Annotated in this window: 16 protein-coding genes and 1 tRNA gene; 4 read left to right on the top strand and 13 right to left on the bottom strand. The window is 40.3% G+C overall.

The genetic code is table 11. The features are described from left to right. The first annotated feature begins 168 nt into the window (after nt 1-168). Together ACPZ3T_RS01560 and ACPZ3T_RS01555 are read left to right on the top strand one after the other, a co-directional pair. Nucleotides 169-717, top strand: coding sequence for an NYN domain-containing protein (locus tag ACPZ3T_RS01560; protein WP_490273235.1), 549 nt, complete (start codon nt 169-171; stop codon nt 715-717). Between the two features lie 154 nt (nt 718-871). After that, nucleotides 872-943 (top strand) — tRNA-Asn (locus ACPZ3T_RS01555). 194 nt (nt 944-1,137) lie between these two features. On the opposite strand, the gene ACPZ3T_RS01550 is transcribed toward ACPZ3T_RS01555, so the two are convergent. Then, nucleotides 1,138-1,746, bottom strand: a complete 609-nt coding sequence (locus tag ACPZ3T_RS01550; RefSeq protein ID WP_490277089.1) for a hypothetical protein — start codon at nt 1,744-1,746, stop codon at nt 1,138-1,140. 196 nt (nt 1,747-1,942) lie between these two features. Beyond that, nucleotides 1,943-2,764: a bifunctional hydroxymethylpyrimidine kinase/phosphomethylpyrimidine kinase gene (thiD, locus tag ACPZ3T_RS01545; protein WP_490273234.1), complete on the bottom strand. Its 822-nt coding sequence runs from the start codon at nt 2,762-2,764 to the stop codon at nt 1,943-1,945. A gap of 247 nt (nt 2,765-3,011) precedes the next feature. Here thiD and ACPZ3T_RS01540 point away from each other — a divergent pair, with 247 nt between their 5' ends. Beyond that, nucleotides 3,012-7,061, top strand: a complete 4,050-nt coding sequence (locus ACPZ3T_RS01540) for a DUF2157 domain-containing protein (RefSeq protein ID WP_490277088.1) — start codon at nt 3,012-3,014, stop codon at nt 7,059-7,061. A 183-nt stretch (nt 7,062-7,244) separates the two neighbouring features. On the opposite strand, the gene ACPZ3T_RS01535 is transcribed toward ACPZ3T_RS01540, so the two are convergent. The 4 genes from ACPZ3T_RS01535 to ACPZ3T_RS01520 form a co-directional block, all read right to left on the bottom strand. Continuing rightward, entirely contained in the window at nt 7,245-8,099 is an 855-nt protein-coding gene (locus ACPZ3T_RS01535) for an Rpn family recombination-promoting nuclease/putative transposase (RefSeq protein ID WP_490273233.1), read from the bottom strand. A gap of 112 nt (nt 8,100-8,211) precedes the next feature. Next, nucleotides 8,212-9,642 (bottom strand): serine hydrolase, encoded by a 1,431-nt coding sequence (locus ACPZ3T_RS01530; protein WP_490273231.1) that lies wholly within the window; start codon nt 9,640-9,642, stop codon nt 8,212-8,214. A 28-nt stretch (nt 9,643-9,670) separates the two neighbouring features. After that, nucleotides 9,671-10,153, bottom strand: coding sequence for a hypothetical protein (locus ACPZ3T_RS01525; protein WP_490273230.1), 483 nt, complete (start codon nt 10,151-10,153; stop codon nt 9,671-9,673). Between the two features lie 38 nt (nt 10,154-10,191). Then, nucleotides 10,192-11,820: a protein kinase domain-containing protein gene (locus ACPZ3T_RS01520; protein ID WP_490273229.1), complete on the bottom strand. Its 1,629-nt coding sequence runs from the start codon at nt 11,818-11,820 to the stop codon at nt 10,192-10,194. A gap of 157 nt (nt 11,821-11,977) precedes the next feature. On the opposite strand from ACPZ3T_RS01520, the gene ACPZ3T_RS01515 reads away from it, so the two are divergent. Then, nucleotides 11,978-14,326: an ATP-binding cassette domain-containing protein gene (locus tag ACPZ3T_RS01515; RefSeq protein ID WP_490273228.1), complete on the top strand. Its 2,349-nt coding sequence runs from the start codon at nt 11,978-11,980 to the stop codon at nt 14,324-14,326. A 499-nt stretch (nt 14,327-14,825) separates the two neighbouring features. On the opposite strand, the gene ACPZ3T_RS01510 is transcribed toward ACPZ3T_RS01515, so the two are convergent. From ACPZ3T_RS01510 to ACPZ3T_RS01480, 7 genes are all read right to left on the bottom strand, one after another. Then, nucleotides 14,826-16,445 carry a protein kinase domain-containing protein gene (locus ACPZ3T_RS01510; protein ID WP_490273227.1) on the bottom strand — a complete coding sequence of 540 codons (1,620 nt, stop codon included), beginning with the start codon at nt 16,443-16,445 and terminating at the stop codon, nt 14,826-14,828. A 228-nt stretch (nt 16,446-16,673) separates the two neighbouring features. Further along, on the bottom strand, nt 16,674-16,907 hold the full coding sequence (locus ACPZ3T_RS01505; protein ID WP_490273226.1) for a ribbon-helix-helix domain-containing protein: 234 nt from the start codon (nt 16,905-16,907) through the stop codon (nt 16,674-16,676). 155 nt (nt 16,908-17,062) lie between these two features. Continuing rightward, nucleotides 17,063-18,829 (bottom strand): protein kinase domain-containing protein, encoded by a 1,767-nt coding sequence (locus ACPZ3T_RS01500; protein ID WP_490273225.1) that lies wholly within the window; start codon nt 18,827-18,829, stop codon nt 17,063-17,065. Between the two features lie 118 nt (nt 18,830-18,947). Next, nucleotides 18,948-20,441, bottom strand: coding sequence for a protein kinase domain-containing protein (locus ACPZ3T_RS01495; protein WP_490273224.1), 1,494 nt, complete (start codon nt 20,439-20,441; stop codon nt 18,948-18,950). Nucleotides 20,442-20,514: 73 nt separating this feature from the next. Next, complete coding sequence (locus tag ACPZ3T_RS01490; RefSeq protein WP_490273223.1) at nt 20,515-21,060, bottom strand: GIY-YIG nuclease family protein; 546 nt, start codon at nt 21,058-21,060, stop codon at nt 20,515-20,517. A gap of 211 nt (nt 21,061-21,271) precedes the next feature. Then, entirely contained in the window at nt 21,272-22,402 is a 1,131-nt protein-coding gene (gene nifV, locus ACPZ3T_RS01485) for a homocitrate synthase (protein ID WP_490273222.1), read from the bottom strand. 569 nt (nt 22,403-22,971) lie between these two features. Continuing rightward, nucleotides 22,972-23,475, bottom strand: a complete 504-nt coding sequence (locus ACPZ3T_RS01480; RefSeq protein ID WP_490273221.1) for a phosphate-starvation-inducible PsiE family protein — start codon at nt 23,473-23,475, stop codon at nt 22,972-22,974. Between the last annotated feature and the right edge of the window lie 302 nt (nt 23,476-23,777).

Raw genomic sequence — 23,777 nt, 5'->3', positions numbered from 1 at the left:
GACGCACCTGAAACGCGTCGCTGTTTTGATTCAGAGGGTTTTTGACGCAAACTTTGCAATTAAATCATATTATTTTGTTGTTTGTAACATAGTGTTACAGGAGATGCTTCTATTACTATAAAAGTTATGAATGGATCTTGTTAACTTAGAAAATTGTGATTAAAAACCATGCCCCGTTCCCTTTCCCCAGCCGTCTTGTTAGTGGATGGCTACAACATAATTGGCTCTTGGCATTGCCTGAAAAAAACCCGTGATACTGTTGGACTAGAGGCGGCACGCTGGGAACTTGTAGAAACAATGACCAGTTACAGTGCGTTTCAAGGGTATGAGACTCAAATAGTTTTTGATGCTCATTATCAAAACACCTCTAGCAATAAGGAAATTATCACTGAATTTTTATCAGTTCATTACACTGATTTTGGGCAAACAGCAGACTCGTATATCGAAAAAACCTGTGCATCTTTGCGCCCTCAATTCTCGCAATCTCGGATTTCTCGCATTATTGTTGCTACCTCAGACCGCGCACAGCAGTTAACAGTACAGGGGTATGGGGCTGAATGGTTATCAGCAATGCAATTGTGTGGGGAAGTACAAACTACGATTTGTCGGGTAAAACAAAGGTCGAAAGCACGCACCCAATCTAAGAGCAGGTTTTTAGCTAGTAGTATTGATCCGCAAGCTAGGCAAAAGCTGGCTCAATTGCGAATGGGATTATGAATTAGATAGGTTGATTTCCAAAGCTCTAGTCTTGTCCTAGAGATGGTTTTAGCTGCCAAAAATTTGTGAGTTCAACATCGTCAAAAAATTTTTCTGCAACTACTTGCCATATCTAAAAAACTACGTTAATATTATAAATCGTGAGAGCAATCATTCCTCAGTAGCTCAGCGGTAGAGCGATCGACTGTTAATCGATTGGTCGCTGGTTCGAATCCAGCCTGGGGAGTTTAAAATTTGTGATAATCAACTACAGCCTTACACTTGATAGCTGTAAGTCAGTAGGTGTTCTATTTGATTTTAGGAAATAGCAGCTTTTTTTAAGGTGCGATCGCTAAAAAGATGATGTTGCCCTGGGTGCGATTATTCTCAACCACTGTGTAAACTCAAGGGCATCACGTCTCCTAGACAGCGTAAATGGTGCTAAGGGCTTTGTTGTGCAAATAAAGGACGCACAATTAAATATCCTGCCCCAAAAGCTGTCAACATAATTACTATGATACTGATTGCTAACCACCAACCATTGATTTCCTTGGGTTCGGACTTGGAGGTAGGATAGTAACCCACTTCTTGCTCTTCAATCAAGACTGTTTCTGGTATGGGAGGATTGATTTCTACTACAGGTACAGCGAAATTAGAGTATTGGCTTTTGCTGGTGGGTGCTTCAGGTACAACAGGTTGGCGTGAAGGAGTAGGCTGTGGACGTTGTTTAGCTTGTAGAAACTGATGATTAGAGATATTCTTTACTGCCGAGTCAGAATTGGGAGTAGCAGTAGAATTTGGTGTGGCTCGGTAATCTACTAATTTTTGCAAATGTATAAAAGACTTAACCACTTGAGTAATTTCATGGCGCAGGAGTTGATTTTCTTGCGCTAATTGTTGGTTTTTAGCAGTCAGGGCATCCAACTGAGACTGTGTGGCTTTGAGTTCTGCTGCTAATTCCCGATATACGTATAGTGGTACGGAGGTGGGATGATTGGCAGATGTTGTTTTGGCTGGGTTGCTGTGAACAGAACCGGTGGTTGTTCGCATTGCTTGCTTGGTATCAAAGTAAGGTGAATTTAAAGTATGAGCCATACTATCAAAAGATAGTCAGCTAGGAAACTAGGCCAAGATATATATAAGAAGTTAGGCACTGATGCAGAAAATAAAACCAATTGGTAATGGACTAACGTCCGTCTATGTTGGCATAGCCTCTCTTAGAGAAGATCGCAATTCGCAATAAATCCTAATTGGATAACAAAGGAAAGAAGTGTCCTAGGGGGCCTTGTCCTTTGCCGATATCTAAGGCATAAGTGAGTGCATTAGTAACATATTTTTTGGCTTGTTGTACAGATTGCCATAAATCTTCACCTTTGGCTAGATGAGCAGCGATCGCAGCTGATAAAGTACAACCTGTACCGTGAGTATTGGGAGTATCTACTTGCTGTATAGTTAAAGTTTCTAATTTTTGCCCATCGAACCAAATATCAACACCACGGGCATTTCCTGGCATTCCGCCGCCCTTAACTAAAACAGCTTTGGCTTTGCAATTACGATGAATTAATTGGGCTGCTGCTCTCATATCATCGAGAGAATTTACCTGTAAGCCGCTTAAAATCTGAGCTTCGTAACGATTAGGTGTCACAATAGCTGCTTTGGGTATTAATTTTTGGCGGAGTACATTCACAGCATCATCATCAATTAATTGCGCCCCTGTGCGTGATACCATCACTGGATCAACGACTAAGTTATGAATTTCTAAAGCCTCTACTTGTTGGGCAACAGCCGTAATAATTTCGTGGTTGAGTAACATCCCAGTTTTGGCAGCTTGTACACCAATATCCTCAATTACTGCTTGTATTTGAGCGATAACAGCCTCTGGTGGCATGGCATCAACTCGCATCACCCCTAGAGTATTTTGAGCGGTAATACAAGTTACAGCACTAGTACCGTGAACACAATGGAAAGCAAAAGTGCGTAAATCAGATTGAATACCTGCACCGCCACCACTATCTGAACCAGCAATAGTTAATGCAACTGGGATTTTTGATTTTGTTTGAATATTCATAAGCACAATTTTAACTAAATATTAATTATGAACTGCCTACACAAGAAAACATGAAAAAGTCCTTCCCTTACACCCCTATACCCTTATACCCCTACACCCCTACACCCCTTTTTTAACCTAGAGTCAAAAGTTAAGTAATGAAAATTTAGGTGAATAATTACTATGAGTCAGTAGGATAACTGGCATAGCGATCGCATAACTATACTTTAATCAAATGATGATTGAGGTATCTACCGAACTGCGGCTTATGTCACCACCCTTTGAGCATCCCCCTAAAATTGAGTTAAAAATATCCTCTAACCACCCTGAGTTATTAACAGGTTTAGATATATGGTTGCGCCTGGGTTTAATTTCGGATATCCAAGTTAGGCAAGTATGCCGACAATATCTTTCCTGTCGTGTGGAGTTACAACCAGTAATTGAGCCTGAATTACAGCAAGTAACTGCATCTCGTCAAACATTAGAACAACCACTAATTGCTTACCTCCCGGAAGCACCAAAACAACCAACACGCCCCAATATTGTCAACCAAATGTTGCAATCTTTGGGAGCAGAATTAAGTGTGCGGTGGCTGCTGTTTTTGGGTGTGTTTTTAGTCGTACTATCTTCTGGAGTGTTGGCGGCTAGTCAGTGGGAGAGATTTCCGGCGGCGGGACAGTATGGGGTGTTATTTGCTTATACTTTGAGTTTTTGGGGTTTGAGTTTTTGGGCTGGTAAACAAAATAACCTGAGATTAACAGCACAGACATTGTTAATTGTGACACTGTTGTTAGTGCCGATTAACTTTTGGGCGATGGATAGCTTTGGTTTATGGCGTAATCCTCTGGATTGGTTGACGGTGGCGATCGCAGTTCCTATATTAACGGTAATTACTGTTATATTATGTAAAAATCGTACATTAATCACTGGTGCAACTAGAGGGAATTTACCTCTATTTAATATTTTGGGATTAATTTATTTGCATTGGGGTTGGCAATTACCGTTATTTCCCCTGACAGCAATTTATGTGGCAATGGTAGGGACAACTATCTTGACGCTGTATCAGTATCGCCGCCAGCCACCTCCAGCTAATGATGAGGAACAACCACGGGGATTAGGAATTAATTTATATGCGACTGTAATTATTTATGCTTTATTACTCCTCCTCGGACGAGGAATATTTGTTGCTAGGGTGGATGTAACACAATTAGGTTTAGCAATTGGGATTTGTGGGTGGTTAGGAACTTGGTTGTCACGGCAGGGGAGTAGGGGAGCAGAGAGAAGTCCGAGCGGAGGCTTCCTCCGATCGGAACTTCGGAGGGAGCAGGGGAGCAGGGGAGCAGGGGAGCAGGGGAGCAAGGGAGCAAGGGAGCAGGGGAGCAGGGGAGCAAGGGAGCAGGGGAGCAGGGGAGAGAGTGAAAATAATGCGCCTGCACTGCAATTAGATGTAATTTGGGCGAAAATTGGCGAAGCTTTGCTGTTTTTTGGCTGGTTGGTAGCGGTGTTTAATCATCCAGCCCAAGCTATAGCGGTGAGTGGACTGGCTTTGTGGGTGGTAACAGTCCGATTGCAGAGATATAGTTGGCAATTTGATTTATTTTTATTGTTTGTCATTGGTTTACAGGGGATTTGGTTGGGTTGGCGGTTAGTTCCCCCTGGGTTACAGCAGTTGGCTATCACTGTGGGAACACAACTGACACAGTCGCAAAATGAACCTTCGGCTTTGTTAAGTGTGGTGTTATTTCCTTACCTTGTGTTGATGGTGGTGGTAACGGAGAGTTTATACGCAGTTGAGAAACGAGAATTAGCAAAATTTGGTGAGGTTCTTAGCCTGTTATTTGGCACTTGTTTAACTACGATCGCTACCGTTAATCCTACCTTGCGATCGCTGAATTTATTGTGTTCGACTATCACTTTGGTAATTGTCAGCAAACGGCGTTCTCCCCTTCCTGTTGGGTTGGTGTATCTCACACACACAATAGGGGTGCTGACATTCTGCTCGGTGATTAATTGGCTATTACCGAATTTAGCATTACACCTGTGGGCAAGTGTTTTATTACTGCTGATGTTGGCAGAGTGGGGATTTAGTTTAGGTGAGAGAGAAAACTCCTCTCCTAGAACTGTAGACTGGCGAGGTAGTGCATGGTACATGGGATTTGCCCTGGCGACGGTGAGTTTCTTGCTGCTGTGGATAAATGTAGAATCAGCTTGGAGAGGTGTAATTCAAAATCAAGATTATTGGGGTGTGATTTGGTTAACTACACCGATAGCACTCACAGTTTTAGCTAGTCGCACACATCAACGCCGCAGCGTCAATAGTTTATCTGGTGTGATAACTGTTTGTGTGGCGCAGTTACTTACCTTACCCTTGCCAGGAACTCGATTAATTGGTTTAGCGGTTGGTACTGGTGTGATGTATGCTAATACCCATTATCTACGCAAGCAACAATTTGCAGGATTTACCATTGGTTTTGGTTTAAGTTTCATCGGTGCGTTATTGTGGCAAGGTATCCCTGGTTTACCGCGCCTGAGTATATCGGGATGGTATATTGTGGGTGCGATCGCTACTTTAAGTTTATGGTTAGGACGTACAGCACTGTTACGACGAGATGATGAATTAAGCAGAATTTATGCAGTTGCTTGTGAGCGATGGGCGATCGCATTATGTACTGTAGAATTATTATTCCTGACTCTCCATTCGTCCTTGGTGTATCAAGGTTATGTTAGTGCTGAATTTTGGTACTTAATCCCTACAACTATTACCTTAGTAGCCATTGTTTATCGCAGTTGGCAACAACCGACAAACTGGGCATTTTATGGCATCGGTTGGTGTATGGAGTTGTTAATTGCTGAGGTGTTAGGCTTTGGGGAACGTTCCATTATTCGTATTGCTATTGCTAATATTGCCTTGGGCTTATGCTCACAACTTTTCGGTGAATGGTGGCGGCGGAAATTCCAATTAACAAGACTTCCCAGCAGTTTGCATATTTTACCCCTAATATATGGTGCATTTAGTGTACTACTGCGCTTGTATATTTTTACCGATTGGTCGGGGTTGTGTTCTTTGGGTGTAGCATTAATCTTTGTGGGAGTAGGACGACGCAACCGTGAGTTAAAACCCTTACTATATTTGGGAATTATCGGCATTTCTATATCTGCCTATGAACTCCTGTTTTACCAAATGCTACAAGCCTCTGGCGGTGGTTTGGGTGATGGTTTAATTGCAATGGCTACCCTAGGAACTGGAATTATGTCCGCCTACCGTGTTTTGACTCCCTGGCTAGTCACATGGTTACGCCTCAGCCGTCAAGAACTTAGAGGAATTGCTCATTTACATTGGGTTTGGAGTAGCGGCTTACTGATGGCGGCGATTTTGCAACCGATTGTAGTTAATCGTATGGTAGGTTTAGGAACAGGAGCATTTTTGATTTCCTATGCCATTTTACAAGGGAAACAAACCACCCACGGCAATCAAACCCGGGTGTTTGGACGTATTCCCGTCGGCGATTTTTGGGTTTACCTCGGCTTCTTATTAGTAGCGGCGATGAGAATTTATTGGAAGGAAACCGCCGTTGGACAATGGTTAGCAGGGCCTTTAGTACCTTGGAATGGTGCGATCGCTTGTTTATTCGCTTACTGTTTATATATTCTACCTTGGGAGCGGTGGGGCTGGTCTAAACAACCTTGGCGATTAGCTGCTTACATTTTTCCTTTAGTGATTCTCGCAGAAACTCGGCTAGAAGTTTACCCCATTACATTAGTAATAGCGGCTGGATACTATATTTTCATCGCCAAGTTAGTTGAGAATATTCGCTTTACATATATTAGTGTGCTGCTAATAGATTGGGCGTTATTCTTGTGGTTTAATAGCTTACGCCTATATGATTCCTTGTGGTATGTGACAGTAATCGGATTATCACTGTTGTATCTTGCCCAAGTTGATCCCCAACTGCTACAACCAGAAAATAAACTTTCCCGTCACACGCTCAGAGTCATTGGCAGTGGGATAATTTGTGGCTGGGCAATTGTATTTTATCAACACGCACCCTTGATTTCTGGAGGGTTTGCCCTGGTGGCTATTTTTGCCGGATTAGCTTTACGTATACGGGCATTCCTTTATGTTGGAACAATTACCTTTTTCATCACGAGTATTTATCAACTAGTAATATTGAGTTTGCGTTACCCCTTCTTAAAATGGGTTATCGGTTTAGTAGTGGGAATTGCCCTAATTTCTATCGCTGCCAACTTTGAAACTCACCGCACTCAAATCACTTCTATGTTGCGTCGTACAAATAATCAATTTGAGGAGTGGGAATAATTGAAAAAGCAGAGAAAAAAGCCAGCTACAAGGAAGAGCCAGTCTCGTGGTGAGGCAGCGCGCAGAACAGGGGGTTTCCCCCATGAGTGACTGCCGTGCATGGTTTCCCAACTTGAGAGAACCGGGGTTGGGGTTTCAACCAAGAGTGAAAGGGAGCAAGGAAGCTTGAACGAAGTTCAGTTTTTAATATCTGGTGTTCTCTAACCAAGCCTGCAAATCACTTAAGCTTGTAAAATCTAACAATGCTTCGCTTAAATCTTCCAGCACAGGTAAAGGTAAATTAGTAATTGCAGCACGCATTTCTCCAGACAGTTCACCAAACCGCTTAGTTATCTGTCGGATGATGAGGTTAATTGTTGCTTCTTCTCTTCCTTCTTCTCGCCCTTCTTCTTTAATTTCTCTATAAACTCTTGTTTCTTTGAGTGTGATTCCCAGCATAGACTCTACCTCCATTCTGCTTAATTGCTCAAACTTGTACACCATAATTGTGATAATCATCTCTATTATGGCGCGGTTTGCTGGCTCGGTTACTTCTTGGCGAGTTCTTGTTAACAAATACCTAGCTTCTTCTGGTGCTTGACTTTCTTCTATAGTTGTCAGTAGCATCAGTGCTACCCATACGGGTAATTGACGAATATCCCCCAATTCATCTAAATACACTCGATGGACTTGTTCGCCATTCAGTAATGAACGATGGGGATGCGTTTTGCTTTGTTCGATGGCGCGTGACGGATAAATAATTACTGCTTGCCAATCGCTAAATCTGGAACAGTTACGGTAAAAATATAGTGAAGACTCGGCAAATACTCGCTCGTAAAGTTGTTCGTCTGTTTGGAATTGGACTTCACAAAAATATACCACTCCTGCACCTTGATTTTCTGGTGGCAGAAACACACCATCAATTTCAAATCTCGGTTCTTTGACGGCTACTGAATCAAATCGGTAAGCATCTGCATTACTTGGCGGTGTTGCTAGTAATTGAAATAACAGTGTAGGTGATTGTTGAAAGAGTTTGTAAAAGATTGAGTCTCTACGCATGGAGTAGTATTTCTAATATGTAGTAATAGAAAATTGTGTGGAAACTGGTAATAAAAAAAGGACTAAAGTCCTTACTACAAACTTTTAATTATTTTTGGTTAAATTCAATTTTTTAGTTAGTATTTGTCATGCGTTTAAGTACTAGTTCTGATATCTTGGGGAAGATTTTCCAATCGTAGGCATAGGCACGATCTTCAGCAAATACAACTAAAATATATGTAGCTCCATTCCTTGTTGCTATATATGCGGCTTCTTGACGAGATCCAGAAGTCCAACCTGCTTTAGAACCAATGTAAGCATCTGTAGGCAGGGACTCGCTAAAATATCCCCTGACTGGGTTAAACACATTAGGATCTTGCTGTTCTCTTTTCTCAATTCTGGTAGGAGCATCTATTGATAACCAGCTAGCCATTTTTTGACTATAATATTGAGATATAGCTTGATCAGTGTAAATTTCATACAAAAGTCTAGCTGCTTGTTGAGTTGTAATTTTATTGCGAATTGGTGATTTTGGATCGCCTCTCATTCTTAGATCAGCACCTTGGGGTTCATAGATTTTTTGATCAGTTATGGGATAAGTTTTTTGGGTAATATTGATATCTTTATAACCAGCTTTTTGGAAAAAAGTATTGAGTTGTTGGCGTTTTTTCAACCAATCTTTATATTCATCGTCTTTTAAACTTTTGAGAGAAGATTGAGTTTCAGTAACTGCATCTATAATTACACTAGCAGCGTTATTATCAGATTTTTTCACCATTGCATCTATGTACGGTGAAAATACTGTTTCATTAGCCCTACCATTTTGAATTTGCTGATATAAATACACCATCCAAAACATTTTAATTACACTGGCGGGAAACCTCGGCGTTTTTTGTTGATATTCTGCATATTCGCCAGTCTTGACATTAATTAATGTAATGGATAAGGGTTTTTTTGGTAGTCCTTTAGTCACAGCAAGATTGACAACATCATCAACAATAGATTGCAAAACTTTGCTTTTGCGGAAATTGGGGGGAGTTTGAATATTATATACTGATTCTGATAATTCTGAATTGACTGATGCTATAGGCGGCACACTTACAGGATTAGTTGCAATTTCAGGAATATTTGCTAAAGGTGGTGCAGTTGGAAATGATGTGGCTGATTTTGATGAATTTGCGGCTTTATCTGTAGTCGGTTGCGATGTATTAGAACTTGGTCTCCGCATGAGTGCAGAACCTATTAAAGTGATAAATAGGACAACAACAGCTACTATAGTGGTAAACTGTAATTGAGACAATTTACCCGATTTTTTGTGATAAGGTAACACTCTTTTTTTTACCTGATAGCGTGTTTTAGTTTGACCTGATGGATAAGCTGATTTATTTGAATGTGCAGCAGAAATATTTGTCTTGAGGGTTTTTTGTGGATGTCTAGATAATTGTTCTTCAAGTTGATTGATATATTCCTGCTGTTGGTTAATTACCTCATAGGCATGGGCTAAATCTGCTTGCAGTTGAGTAATACTTTGATGACGTTGTTTGCTATGGGGATTTTCCGGCACAAGTTAGACCTTCTTATAAGTCAAATGTTTATTCTTGAGGATTTTCTTCTGTTTTGTCTGGCACAAGGCTGTAAATATTGATGACAGTTGCAGAAACAAAAAGTAAAAATGCTAGCCAAAATCCTAACCCGTAACTAACTACTATCAAACCTTGCCCTTCTCTGAGGATAGAATCATCAATTTTAGACTTGAGCATTAACAATAGAATAAAGCCAATTGCTCCAGAACCTGCTGGTGCGATCGCACTTTTTTTGGCTTTCATTAAACTAGTAGCAAAGCCAACAACAGTAGAGGCCATCGCCAGCATTGCTAAAGGTTCTCCTGGGATTTTTTTTTCTTGGCTTCCTCCTGTGAAGCGAGGCTGTTTAATACTTGTACCTGTTGCTAACTGCACACCAGTTAAATTCAAAATTTCCTGTTGTTGACAAGAAATTTTGGTAAATGGCAAGAAAAAACAAATTAAAGTCATGCCAAATAATGCTGGTGAAATTTTTCTCGCGGTGTTTTTCATCTATTTAAATTTAATGGATTAATCAGTAGTAGTTAATTTTAGGGTACGGTGGAGTAGTCAGCTATTTTTAATATGCCATTCTCCTTTTGTAAGGAATAGCGGACTAGTGTCGTCTCAAAAGCTGTATTTCCATCATTGATTAATCTACCATTGCGATACAATTTACGATCTTCAGTGGTAATTACTTCGATGGTTGCTTGATTGCCATTGGCTACAAATCTCTGTACAGAATCTATTCTCTGTACGCCATATCTGTAATAAGAATTATTATTTTCTAACCATTCGACTGAACTGCCTGTCCCAATATTTTTTCTATAGGCTTCACCTGTGGTTAACTCAGCACCTCGTTGGCGATCATAAGGTGGTGCAAATAAAACTCTTTTAGCGGCTTGCCAATTTCTAATTAAAGCGACAGCTTCTTGTTGTGTAATTGATGAAGTTGGCAATGGAGATGGTTCAATGATTTGAGTAGGTTCTGGTGTCCGTGTAGTGATTGGTGGAGTAGTTACGGATGTCTCTGTTGTAGGCGAAGTGGTTGTTTCTACCGTATTTGTAGTGGACGTATTTGTATTGGATGTATTAGTAGTGGATTTTTCTGATGGTCTGGTGATCCATAAACCACCAATTACACACGCGCCAATTACCCCGCCAATGATAACTGCTTTTTGCCAGTCACTCATTCCTTTATTAACTGGTGCTGGTGGTTGAGAATAAACAGGCTGTTGATATGGGACTGCTGCGGGTGGTGCAGAGACTACTGTTTGCTGCGGCTGTACATATGCGGGTGGTGCAGAAACTATGGTGGGGTTTGATACGGGGATGGTGGGAGCAATTGGGGTGACACCCTGCTGTAAGGACTGTAGCATTTCTCTGGCACTAGAAAAGCGATCGCGGGGATGATAGGCGATCGCTTTATCTAACAATGCGGCAAAACTAGGACTAATACTTAAAGCATGGTTGCGCCAAATTAAATCACCCGTCGCCGGATCAGTTTCAAATTGTTGGGGTATTTTACCAGTCAGCAAATAAATAGCTGTTAACCCCAAACTATACAAATCACTGGCAAATAATGGCCTGCCGGCTGATTGTTCACTAGGCATAAATCCAGGTGTGCCAATCACTATTGAGCGACTCGATTCACCCGCAGATGTCATGACTGTTCCCATTGTTTCTTTGACTGCACCAAAGTCAATCAATACGGGTTTGCCATCAGTATGGCGAATTAAAATATTTTCTGGCTTGATATCTCGATGCACGATGCGTTTATTGTGGACGTAATCCAGCACCGGCAGAATATTACTTAAAATTTCTCTGACTGAACTTTCACTTAAAAGCCCTTGTTGCTGTACTTTTTGTTGTAGAGTTTCTCCTTCTATATATTCCTGGACTAGAAAAAAGTCATCGTTTTCTAAAAAATAAGCATATAGCTTGGGAATCTGATTGCATCCATCCCCCAGTTCTTCTAATATGGCGGCTTCTCTTTGAAACCTTTCTTGCACTAATTGATAAATCTGTTGGTTATTCTCTACTGGCTTGAGCTTTTTAATTACGCATCTCTTCCCGGACGGCATTTGGGTATCTTCTGCTAAAAATGTTTCGCCAAATCCACCAGAACCCAGTACTCGAATCACCCGGTAGCGATGATTTAATAATGTAGGTGTTTGCATAATTATTATAATTTTTAAATTAAATTTACTATAGCATAATTGAATACATCTAACTCCGAATATATACTTTTATAAATCAGTACAAGAGTTTGTGAAAATTTGCCGAAAAACATATATTTATCTATAAATCAAGAAAATTATACAAAACTTTTATTCTATGAATACAAATAAAATCGGTGTGATTACGAACCCATATTTAAGGCTAGAAAAGCAAGGCAACATATTACAGTTTGAACTGAACAAGCAACAGCATATAATTGGGCGGGAACAATCAATAGCAGATTTAGTTGTCCCGGAAGATTGGCAAGTTGTGGGACGATGTCAAGCTTTGTTATATAAAGATGGCCAAGACTACCGCATTTATGATGGGGATGGTCAAAAGCCTAGTACTAACGGGCTGTATATTAACCGCATCCGCATCACTTCTGATTCTGGGCATTATCTCACACACGGCACAGAAATCACCATTGGTCAAAATCCCCAAAATATGGTGGTGTTGAAATACTACAATCCAGCTAATCCAGTAGTTAATCCTGCGCCCATTTTCCAAGGAATTTCGCTGAAAAACAAGTCTATTTTACTGGGAAGAGATGGCAATTCTACTTTACCTTTAGACGCGCCCACAGTTTCCCGTCGTCATGCCACCATTGAAACTGATTCTCAAGGACGTTACATTCTGCGTGATCATAGTACCAATGGGGTGTTTGTGAATGGGCAACGAGTTAACCACAGTATTATCCTCAACCCAGGCGCAATCATTCGCATCGGGCCATTTAGTTTAGTATTGCGCGGTGATGAATTACAATTTCTTGATCAAGGTAATCAAATTCGTTTAGATGCTTGCGATTTAGTAATTCAAGATCAAGACAAGCGACGCTTAGATGATATCTCTGTTGCTATTGAACCCGGACAGTTTGTCGCTTTGGTGGGTGGCAGTGGTGCGGGTAAGTCTACTTTGATGCGTACCCTGTTGGGAATTGAGCAACCCACTCAAGGTATAGTTTACCTCAATGGTGAAAACCTGCGCCATAATTTTCACCTTTACCGCACCCATATAGGTTATGTTCCACAGGATGACATTATTCACCAAGAATTGACGGTGGAAGAAGTGCTGACTTATGCGGCTAAGTTGCGATTACCACCAGATACGGATGTGGCGAATGTGGTGGCAAAGACTTTACAAGATGTGGAAATGTCCCACCGTCGCCAGGCTAAGGTATCGCAATTGAGCGGGGGACAAAGAAAGCGGGTGAGTATTGGGGTGGAATTATTAGCTGATCCCAAGTTGTTTTTCTTAGATGAACCGACTTCAGGACTTGATCCTGGTTTAGATAAGAAGATGATGCAATTATTGCGGAAATTAGCAGATCAAGGGCGGACAGTGGTTTTAGTGACTCATGCCACAGCTAATATTAAACTATGCGATCGCGTGGTATTTTTAGGACAAGGAGGACGGTTATGTTATTTTGGCCCTCCTGATGAATGTTTGCAATTTTTTGGTGTCAGAGAGGATTTTGCAGATATCTATAATCAGCTAGAAAACCCTGAAAATGTCATTGATCAGGCGATGAAATTTCACGCATCAGATGATTATCGGTTTTATATTGAAAATCATCTCAGTCCTGGAAATCAAACCCCACAGCCAAATTTAATTAACTCTCAGGGTTCTCGCACTTCCTTTTGGGGACAGTTTCAGATTTTAGCGCAACGTTACTTGCAAATTCAAATGCGCGATCGCGTTAATCTGGCTTTAGCATTGCTAACCGCACCCATCGGCATTAGTTTAATGACTCTCGCCATTGGAGAAAAAGAACCCTTAATATTAGCACAACCACCCGATCCTACCCTTGCACCTTTAGCCTTGCGGGTGTTATTTATTTTTACTTGTGCAGCATTATGGGTAGGACTTTCTAGCTCATTACAAGAAATAGTCAAAGAAGCAGCAATTTACCTGCGGGAACGATTAGTTAATTTAGGTTTATTCGCTTATCTCAGTTCTAAAGTAGTCATTCTTTCAGGTTTAGCAATTCTGCAAACTTTATTAATCGCAGTCGTAATTTTGATTTGTTTTCAATCACCAGAACCTGATTTAATTTCCTGGCAATTAGGATTAGCAATTACCACATTTCTCACCCTCATAACTAGCATTAGTTTAGGTTTATTAGTTTCCAGTTTTGTGAAAAATATTAGTCAAGCTAATAGTGCTTTACCACTGTTATTGCTACCGCAAATTATATTTTCTGGTGTTTTATTTAAAATGGAAGGTGCGGCTCGAATAGTTTCTTGGTTAATGCTCAGTCGTTGGTCTGTGGGAGCTTATGGTACTTTAGTTAATTTGAATGGTCTAGTTCCTGATAATCTTCCTGCTCCCCAACCATTTGAACCCACATCTATTTATGAAAATACATGGTCTAATTTAAGTTTAAATTGGGGCGTTTTGTGCTTGCATACTATTGTTTATTTGACAGTGACGTTTTATTTACAAAAACGCAAGGACATTTTTTAAGTAATAAGTAATAATACCAATTCTCTATGAAGTTGCGCCAAATAAATGATGTAGAGACGTTGCATGCAACGTCTCTACACTACAGAATAAAGTGCATCTATAGCTACGCCAGGCAAGCTACATCAAGAAACGGTATAAGTAATAAGTAATAAGTAATGGGTATTACTCATAACTTATTACTCACGTTTAATGTGAATTAAGTATTGAAACCATTGCAAGTCTGTAGGTATTGACAAAACTATGATTGTGAGTGAGTCTTGAAACCTTTGTGGGATAAGAGGCGTTTCTAATTCACCATTTACGCAAGTGTCAAAATCAATGGTAGGTGCGTGACGCTATAAGTCTTAATTACTACGTTCAAATCGTTTCGCAGCGTCACAAACCCTACATGAATCAATTCAAAATTCAAAATATGCCAGTTACATAATTCCTATTCACATCAAGCGAAACTCATTACTCATTACTCATTACTCATTACTCAATATTTTTCCTGCTGCTACTACTTAGCACCATTGATTAGCCATCTACTATTCTCCCCATCCCATAATAGAGAAAATCGCAAAGAAGAAGAAGATTGTCTACCAGATTTCATCAAATATGTTAACCGACTACTAACTGTAGCTGTTGCTGCATCAGATGCTATTAAACTACTTTCCTCAACTGTAACGCTCTCTACCTGTGTCCACCAATTTACATAAGAAGTATAGCCTTGGGGGTGCAGGCTGCTATTTTGAAAACTAGGAGATAAAAGATTCCAGGCAGTTTGATATTCACCTTGATTGATGGTTGCATAATAATTGTCGATCGCTTCTTCTGGTGAAGGTTGATTAACTTCGGTAGTCTCAGATGATGTATCTTCTGGTTCGGTGGTTTCAGCAGGTGGTGGGGTATTTTGGGTTGTTTGCTGATTTGTGGTTGTTTCAGGTGGTTGGGGTGCTGTGGGTTCTACATTTGTGTTGGTGTTGTTGTTGGTTGTAGAGTCAGTAGTAGATGTTGTTGATGGTGTTACTGTGGTATTTGGTCTAGTTAAGGCAAGACCAATTAAGACAGATGCACCAATTAAACCTCCGGCAATTAAACTACCAACCACTACACCCCGATTACCATTTTTTTGATTGACAGGTTGAGGAGAAGGGGAAGATCCTGGACTGACAGCAAAGGTGTTAGGTAATGTCCCAGGCGGTGGTACTGTAGCTATTTGTGGTTGTTGATAGGGAACGGTAGGGGGTTGTGGTTGCTGATAGGGGACTGTGGGGGGTTGTGGGTGTTGATAGGGGACTGTTGGTGGGAAGTTGACTGCACCGAGTTGTAAGGCTTCTAACATTTCCCTGGCGGTGGTGAAACGTTCTCTGGGATGGTAGGCGATCGCGCGATCAATTACACCTGCTAATGTAGGAGTTACACTCAAGGCATATGTGCGCCACATAATTTCCCCTGTTTTGGGATCTGTTTCTAATTCTTGGGGTTGTTTCCCTGTCAGCAAATATATTGCTGTCATCCCTAAACTATATATATCACTGGAATAGATGGGTCTACCTGCGGCTTGTTCACTAGGCATATAGCCGGGTGTGCCAATCACAATGGAACTGGTAGTATTACCTTCGGAATTAACTACTGTACCCATAGATTCCCGTACTGCACCGAAATCAATCAGCACAGGTTTGCCATCTCGATGACGCAAAATAATGTTATCGGGTTTAATATCGCGGTGAATAATCCGCTTAGAATGGACGTACTCTAAAACGGGTAATAAATTTACGAGAATTTCTTTAACTAGGGTTTCGCTAAATATAGCTTGTTTACGAAATTTAGCTGTGAGGGTATCTCCTTCTACCCACTCTTGGATAAGATAAAATTGCTCATTAGATTGAAAATAAGCGTATAATGTAGGTATTTGGTCTGTATAGTTGCCCAATTCTTCTAAAATTGCCGCTTCTCTTTGAAAACGCTCTTGTACGAGTTGGTAAATTTGCGGATTATTATGTATAGGTTTGAGTAGTTTGACTACACAACGCCGGTGAGATGGCATTTGGGTATCTTCCGCCAAGAATGTTTCCCCAAATCCACCACTACCCAAAGTTTGAATGACTCGATAGCGATTTTCTAGCAGCGTTTCCATAAGTTGGTGTCAGTCAAGACAACGTGTTTGGTGTATACTTTAACTCATTTTTAGTGGTTGACTATACCAAATTGCAATAATGCGTTAGCCCAGCTTAACGAATTTATCTCTCCTAGTTGAATTGACTCATGCAACGCCTTGAAATTGATTAAGAATTTGGTTAACGAAAGTTTTCCCGTCGATAGGTGCAGTCTGTTCGCTAGTGGCGATTGCTGCATCTATTTTCGTTCACACGGAGTTTATCCACTCAGCATCAGCTTGTTCGTATTCATCAAGTAATCTGAAAGCAACTGCTAACAATTCTTGGGCATTACGATATTTACCCGTTTGCAGCTTGGCTTGGATGAATTTTTCTTGTTCTGGCGTTAGTATAATACTCATTGCATTTAATTTAATTGTCTGCTTTGTATTTCTAATTTTACTGTTGATGCGATCGCTAATGAAATCAATGAATAGATTCATGGATGGCGATACCCCAAACCCCACACCCTTTTTATACCAATTCTCTATGAAGTTGCGCCAAATAAATGATGTAGAGACGTTGCATGCAACGTCTCTACAGTACAGAATAAAGTGCATCTATGGCTACGCCAGGCAAGCTACATCAAGAAACGGTATTAGAGCCTTTCTGTTTTATCAATCAGCCATAGTGGAGATGATGTTTCTCTCTTTAAAAAGAAACGCAGAGATTGAGAGATATTTCTGCCTGATGTTGTGGTGTAAGAAAGTTGAACATCTACAGTTGCTGTGTCGTTACTTAATTCTTGACTAGTCAGTTGTTGAATCTCTGCATATTTGACTTGTTGCCACCAATCTCTAAATGAATTGAAACCGGTATTATTTTGATTTTCTTCTGATAAATAAGTCCAGGCAGTTTGATATTCACCCTCATTGATATGTCCGTAGTAATTTTGGATAGTTACTTTCGGTGATGGTACTATTGTGGGAGTCACCGTAACTTGGAGAAGTTGCCCATTACGTTCTACTTCGATGGGTACAAGGCTGTCTATTGTAGTTTGTCCTATTAATTTTAGTGCTTCTTCGTTTGTGGTGACAGGTTGATTATTAATACTGCGAATCACATCACCTGCTCGTAATCCCCCAGTAGCGGCTGGAGAACGAGGCACAATCCTCAGCACTAAAACTCCATAATTTGATGTAAGGTTAATCTTATCACCAAATTCTTTATTTATTTTTTCTCTAACTTCTGGTGTTACTGTCACCATCTGAATACCCAAATAAGGTTTCTCCGTTGATGTTGATGTCTGCGTTTCAGTAGTAGGGGTTGGGGTTGGTGGGCTGGGAGTAGGGGTTGATTCAGGTGTAGATTCTGGAGTAGATTCGGTTGTAGAGTTGTTAACTATTGATTGTTGTTGGTTGTTGTTGATAGCCACACCAATAATTGCGGCTGCACCAATCAAACCACCACCAATTAAACTAGCCACAAAAATATTTTGTTTGCTATTACTTTGATTTGGCGGTTGAGAAGCAGCACCTGGACTAAAAGAAATTGTTGGTTCAGGGGTGTTTTGGGGTTTTTCTACGCTGGGGGGAAAGGTAGCTGCACCGAGTTGCAAGGCTTGTAACATTTCTCTTGCGGTGGTGAAACGTTCTCTGGGGTGGTAGGCGATCGCGCGATCGATTACACCTGCTAATGTAGGAGTTACACTTAAAGCGTGTTTACGCCACATAAGTTCCCCAGTTCTAGGATCTGCCTCTAATTCCTGGGGTTGTTTCCCTGTGAGCAAATATATTGCTGTCATGCCTAAACTATATATATCACTGCAATACATTGGTCTACCTGCGGCTTGTTCACTGGGCATATAGCCGGGTGTACCAATGACAATGGAACTGGTAGGTAACCCTTGAGAATTAACGACTGTACCCATAGATTCCCGTACTGCACCAAAATCAATCAGTACAGGTTTCCCATCCCGATGACGCAAAATAATGTTATCTGGTTTAATATCCCGGTGAATAATCCGCTTGGAATGGACGTACTCTAAAACGGGTAATAAATTTACGAGAATTTCTTTAACTGCGCTTTCAGTAAATACACCCTGTTGGCGAAACTTGGCGGTGAGGGTATCTCCTTGCACCCACTCTTGAATTACATAAAATTGCCCATTCGATTGAAAATAAGCGTATAATGTAGGTATTTGGTCTGTATAACTCCCCAATTCTTCTAAAATTGCCGCTTCTCTTTGAAAACGTTCCTGTACGAGTTGGTAAATTTGCGGGTTATGGTGTATGGGTTTGAGTTGTTTCACCACACAGCGACGGAGAGATGGCATTTGGGTATCTTCCGCCAAGAATGTTTCTCCAAATCCACCATCACCCAAAGTCTGAATTACCCGATAGCGATTATCTAGCAGCGTTTCCATAAGTTAGAGACAGGATAATTTTTCGTTTTAAAAATTGTCACTAAAAATACTGATGAGCAAAACCCATCATAGGTAATCAGGTTGATCTAATTACTTGTAACTACATATGGACTAGAAGTTATTTCTTAAAATATCTTAAGTTATTACGGTCTTGATATCTAGCGATATAAGCTGCATTATCCTGTTCTAGTCTTGAAAGTAAGTTGCCTGGAAATTTATTTGGTGAGTATAAAGGACGATACCAAGGCTGTTGATTAAAGTAATTTTGGATACCAGGATTGTTAAAGCGGCGGCCATGAACAGCGAAAATGGTATTTCGCATAATATCTAGTTCAAAGCCGGTTTTACCATCTAAATCTGCATCGGTGACAGGCCTTTGAGATAGCCAAGCATAATTGTTAGTAGTTGTAGGTAACTCTGGCTGTTGTAATGGTGGTGCTAATGGCGGAGGTATTTGAGATGGAGGAGTTTCTGGGGTAGGTGATACAGCTACAGGTGTTGTAACAGAGGTAGGAGTTGGAGTAATTTGGGGTGTGACTGAAGAGGTGATATTTTGGTTGGATGATGGTTGCGGTGATTTTGTTAACACCTGACTAATAATTACAGAACCACCTATTAAACCGCCTGCAATTAAACTACCGATAACAATAGCATTCTGATTATTACTGGAAGTTGACGGTTGAGTAGTCACCGGAATAGTGTCAGGTGTGGGGGTGGTGGCTACTGGTTGTGTAACGGGGATATCTGCAAAGGGTTTTGTTACTGCTTGTGTGGGTGGGATGGTGTTGGCTAGACTTTGCAAAGCCTCTAGCATAGCTTTGGCAGTGGGGAAGCGATCGCGGGGATGGTAGGCGATCGCCCGATCAATTACACTGGCTAAAATGGGGTTAATATTCCCTAAATAATTACGCCAAATCAGTTCACCGGTTTGGGAGTCTGTCTCTAATTGTTGTGGCTGCATTCCTGTCAACAAATAAATTGCTGTCAGCCCTAAACTATATAAATCACTAGAATAAACTGGCCTCCCTGCGGCTTGCTCACTGGGCATATACCCAGGTGTGCCAATCACAATGGAACTGGTAGGATGACCTTGAGAGTTTACCACTGTTCCCATAGATTCCCGCACTGCGCCAAAGTCAATTAATACAGGTTTCCCATCTCGATGACGCACCATGATATTATCAGGCTTGATATCACGGTGGACAATTTTTTGAGAATGGACATAATCCAAAACAGGTAAGACATTCAGCAATATTTCATAGACTGCATTCTCATTTAATCGCCCTTGCTGTTGCACTTTAGCTGTGAGCGTATCCCCTTCAATCCACTCTTGTACTAAATAAAATTGCCCATCCGCAGAGAAATAGGCATATAATGAAGGTATTTGGTCATTTTTTCCCCCTAGTTCTTCTAAGATAGCCGCTTCTCTTTGAAATCGTTCTTGCACTAACTGATAAATCTGGGAATTGTGGTGAATTGGCCTGAGTTGTTTCACCACACACCGCCGTTTAGACGGCATATAACTATCTTCCGCCAGATAAGTTTCGCCAAAACCCCCAGCCCCCAATGTGCGAATCACTTGATAGCGATCGTTTAACATTTGTATACTCATACTTTAGGTAGCTTGCTTCCGCGTAGCGGAATTACGAATTACGAATTACGAATTACGAATTACGAATTACGAATTATTTTAAATCCAATAATCCTGTTTCTTTTAACTTAGGATTAAAGCGAATTTGGGTTTTTAAACCCCGCAATTCTAAAGCCGCTAGAATTTCTGTTTCTAATCTTCTAGCTGCATTTTTAATGATTTTCGTCTGAGCGATTTCATCATTAGTGGGTTTTTGATAATTAGCCTCTTCTTCTGGTGTCATAAATTTTTGCACATCAATAGGCTGTGTCCATGAGCTTTTTTGTTCTCCATTGCCTACAGGGAGACTACCATTTTCAGCTATCCAAGCCTGTTCAATATTTTCTAAAATTGTCCGGCTAGGACGCTCAATAGTTTGTACTTTTACCCAATAACATTGTTGGGGTTGGCGGACTAAATGCTGTCTTAAACTTAAGTAAACATCACGAGAGTAACCAACAAATTGCAGATTTTTTTCCTGATTAAAGATGGCATATACTCCAATTTTGCCCTGTAAATATTCAGGTAATTGGCCATTTTCATCAATATATGGAATATATGCTAAAGCTGTGAGGGTAGTGAGATTAGTTTCGTTAGTCAAGTCGCTTTGCTCCAATTCAAAATACTCTAGGAAAAAACTTGCGCCTACAAAATTCAAAATTAAGTAGAATAGGGTAAATAATTCAAGGTTTGTAGTGAGAACTTTAGTTCTCTCTCCGTTCGCATAGCGTGTCGTAGACAGACGCTCCGCGAACAAATAAGGACTAAAGTCCTTACTACGAACTCAATTTTCGTTTTTTTAGATTTGTCAATCAACAAAGTTGCGATTGTTGTTGTCTTTGAACTAAATATAAAAGTTCTTGTGTAGTCAAACTACGTTTTTTTTGGACTGATTGTTCTCGTACTGCGTCTAAAACAGATTGAGTTTCTTCAGGGTTGAGAATGATGCCGTATTGCTCCAATACGCTAGATAATAGATGTCTACCAGAATGCTTCCCAATTACTAAACGTCGGGAAGTACCTAATTCTTCTGGTGCAAATGGTTCGTAAGTGCTGGGGTTTTGTAGTACCCCGTGAGCATGAATACCTGATTCATGGGCAAAGTTGTTGTCTCCTACTACGGCTTTCCAGGGGGGTAAATCATAACCGGATGCGGATGCTACCAGTCGGGAGATTTCTATTAATCGTCGTGTGTCAATATTTAAATCATAGTGATATAAATGTTTCAGAGCCATCACAACTTCTTCTAAAGCTGCATTGCCAGCCCTTTCGCCTAAACCATTAACGGTAGTATTTACTGATAAAGCACCTGCTTTGATACCAGCTAGGGCGTTAGCGGTTGCCAAACCAAAATCATTGTGAGTGTGCATTTCTATGGGGATAGTCAAAGATGTTACTAGTTGCTTGATTTTGGTGTAAGTTGTAAACGGTTCGAGAATGCCTACTGTATCACAATAGCGAAACCGTGATGCACCCCAGGCTTGAGCAGACAGCACTACATCTAAAAGAAAATTGTCTTCGGCTCTGGAAGAATCTTCTCCCCCTACGGAAACAAATAATCCTTGATCTAGGGCGAAATTGATACTATCTTTGAGTTTTTCTAGTACTAATTGCCATTTTCCTTGAAATTTGGCGTTAATTTGGATTGGAGATACGGGAATGGATATATGTACTCGTTGTAACCCACAAGCTATGGAAGCTTGAATATCGGCAATTACAGCCCGATTCCAACCCAATAACTTGGCTTGTAAACCCAATTCAGAGATTGCTGCTATGGCGTTTTGTTCTCCCTTGCCCATAGCTGGAATCCCTACTTCAATTTCATCAACACCGATGGTATCAAGAAATGTGGCGATCGCTATTTTTTCTTCTATGTTAAAAGCAACACTAGCCGCTTGCTCACCATCGCGTAATGTAGTGTCATTAATCAAAACTTGGTTCATTGTTTTTTTGTCATGACGGTTAAATAGTTATAGTAATTGATTATTCCTGTAAGTGTGGATGACCTTGAAAAGTTTAATAAACTATTATTACTTACAATTTTAGTATAAATACTTAAGTTAAATATCAAAATCATATTTAATTTTTGCACAGATATGTAGTGGGGTGACACGACACTACATATAGTGAGATTTTTTCACAAATTAAACTTAGGGACTGGCCTCTCCCCAACCCCTCTCTCTTGAAAAGTTATGTACGGAGGAAACCTCCGCACCCTGCGGGAAGCAAGCTACAGACTTTTCGCTCCGACGCGGAGAGGGGCTTAAATATATTGAATGAAATTCAACAACATCAACTAAAAATAAAGGTTTTGAAGCCTTAGAGGGGAGAGGTACTCTACGAGAAGCAAGCTATGGAGAGGGGTTTTTTAAATTTGTCGAACTCACGTAATTTTAGATTTTGGATTTTAGATTGACTGCACCCATAAAGGGATGCAGTTTAGGGATGAAAGAAAAGATTTCTTGCTTGAAACCTCATCCCTTATGGGTAGCTTTTCTCCCTTGCAGTTTCACTACTTGGCAGTTATCGCAGTTTCTGACAACAATTCTGTATCATCGGCTGATATTTCTGGGCTAACAATTCTGACATGATCAAAAAAGCGAGATATCCAAGGTAAAGCTATAAGAATACCTGTTAACACTAACAAAAATATGGAAATACCGAAAATTTGATCACGGGAAATTTCTAGTACACCCCGCAGAATTACTTCCCTCAAAGCAGAAACTATAGTAATTTCTGCGGCTGCTCCTACTGAAATTTTTTGTGTTTGTAAATAATCAATTAATAAGCGGAATAACTCTACCAAAATCAAAATAAACAAAATATCAGATGTTACTTCCCGTAAATCTAATGGGTGTAAAAAAGATAAAAACATATCTCCTAGACGGATGAGCATCACACAAAACAAGCCCACACACAGAGAAATAATAATAATATCTTGAAAAACTTCTAAATTAGTAACAATTGTTTCTCTGTTGAACCAGGTATTTAACTTGGTCATGATTCGTTTGGGCATATTGTCTCCAGAAAATTGTGATTTACACTTTTTATGATAGACAATACTAGAAATAAAAAATATTTTAATTTAATGACTTTTTAAGTAATTATTAACAATTTGAAAACACAAAATAAACCTAAATTAAATGTATTCAAATTGACTTTTGATTAATTGCATATAGTAGCTAGTAGGGTGTGTTAGGCGTAAGCCGTAACGCACCGCAAGCTTTGCTGGGTGTCATACTTTCACAGTGTCACACGCTAGGGTGTTAACTTTGTACCTTTTCAGGGGTTAAAAATTCAGGTACAATCCTTTCCTTT

Source organism: Aliinostoc maniaoense (genome assembly GCF_058172895.1).
Note: the sequence above shows the minus strand (reverse complement) of the source record. Positions and strands in the feature narration are given on the sequence as shown.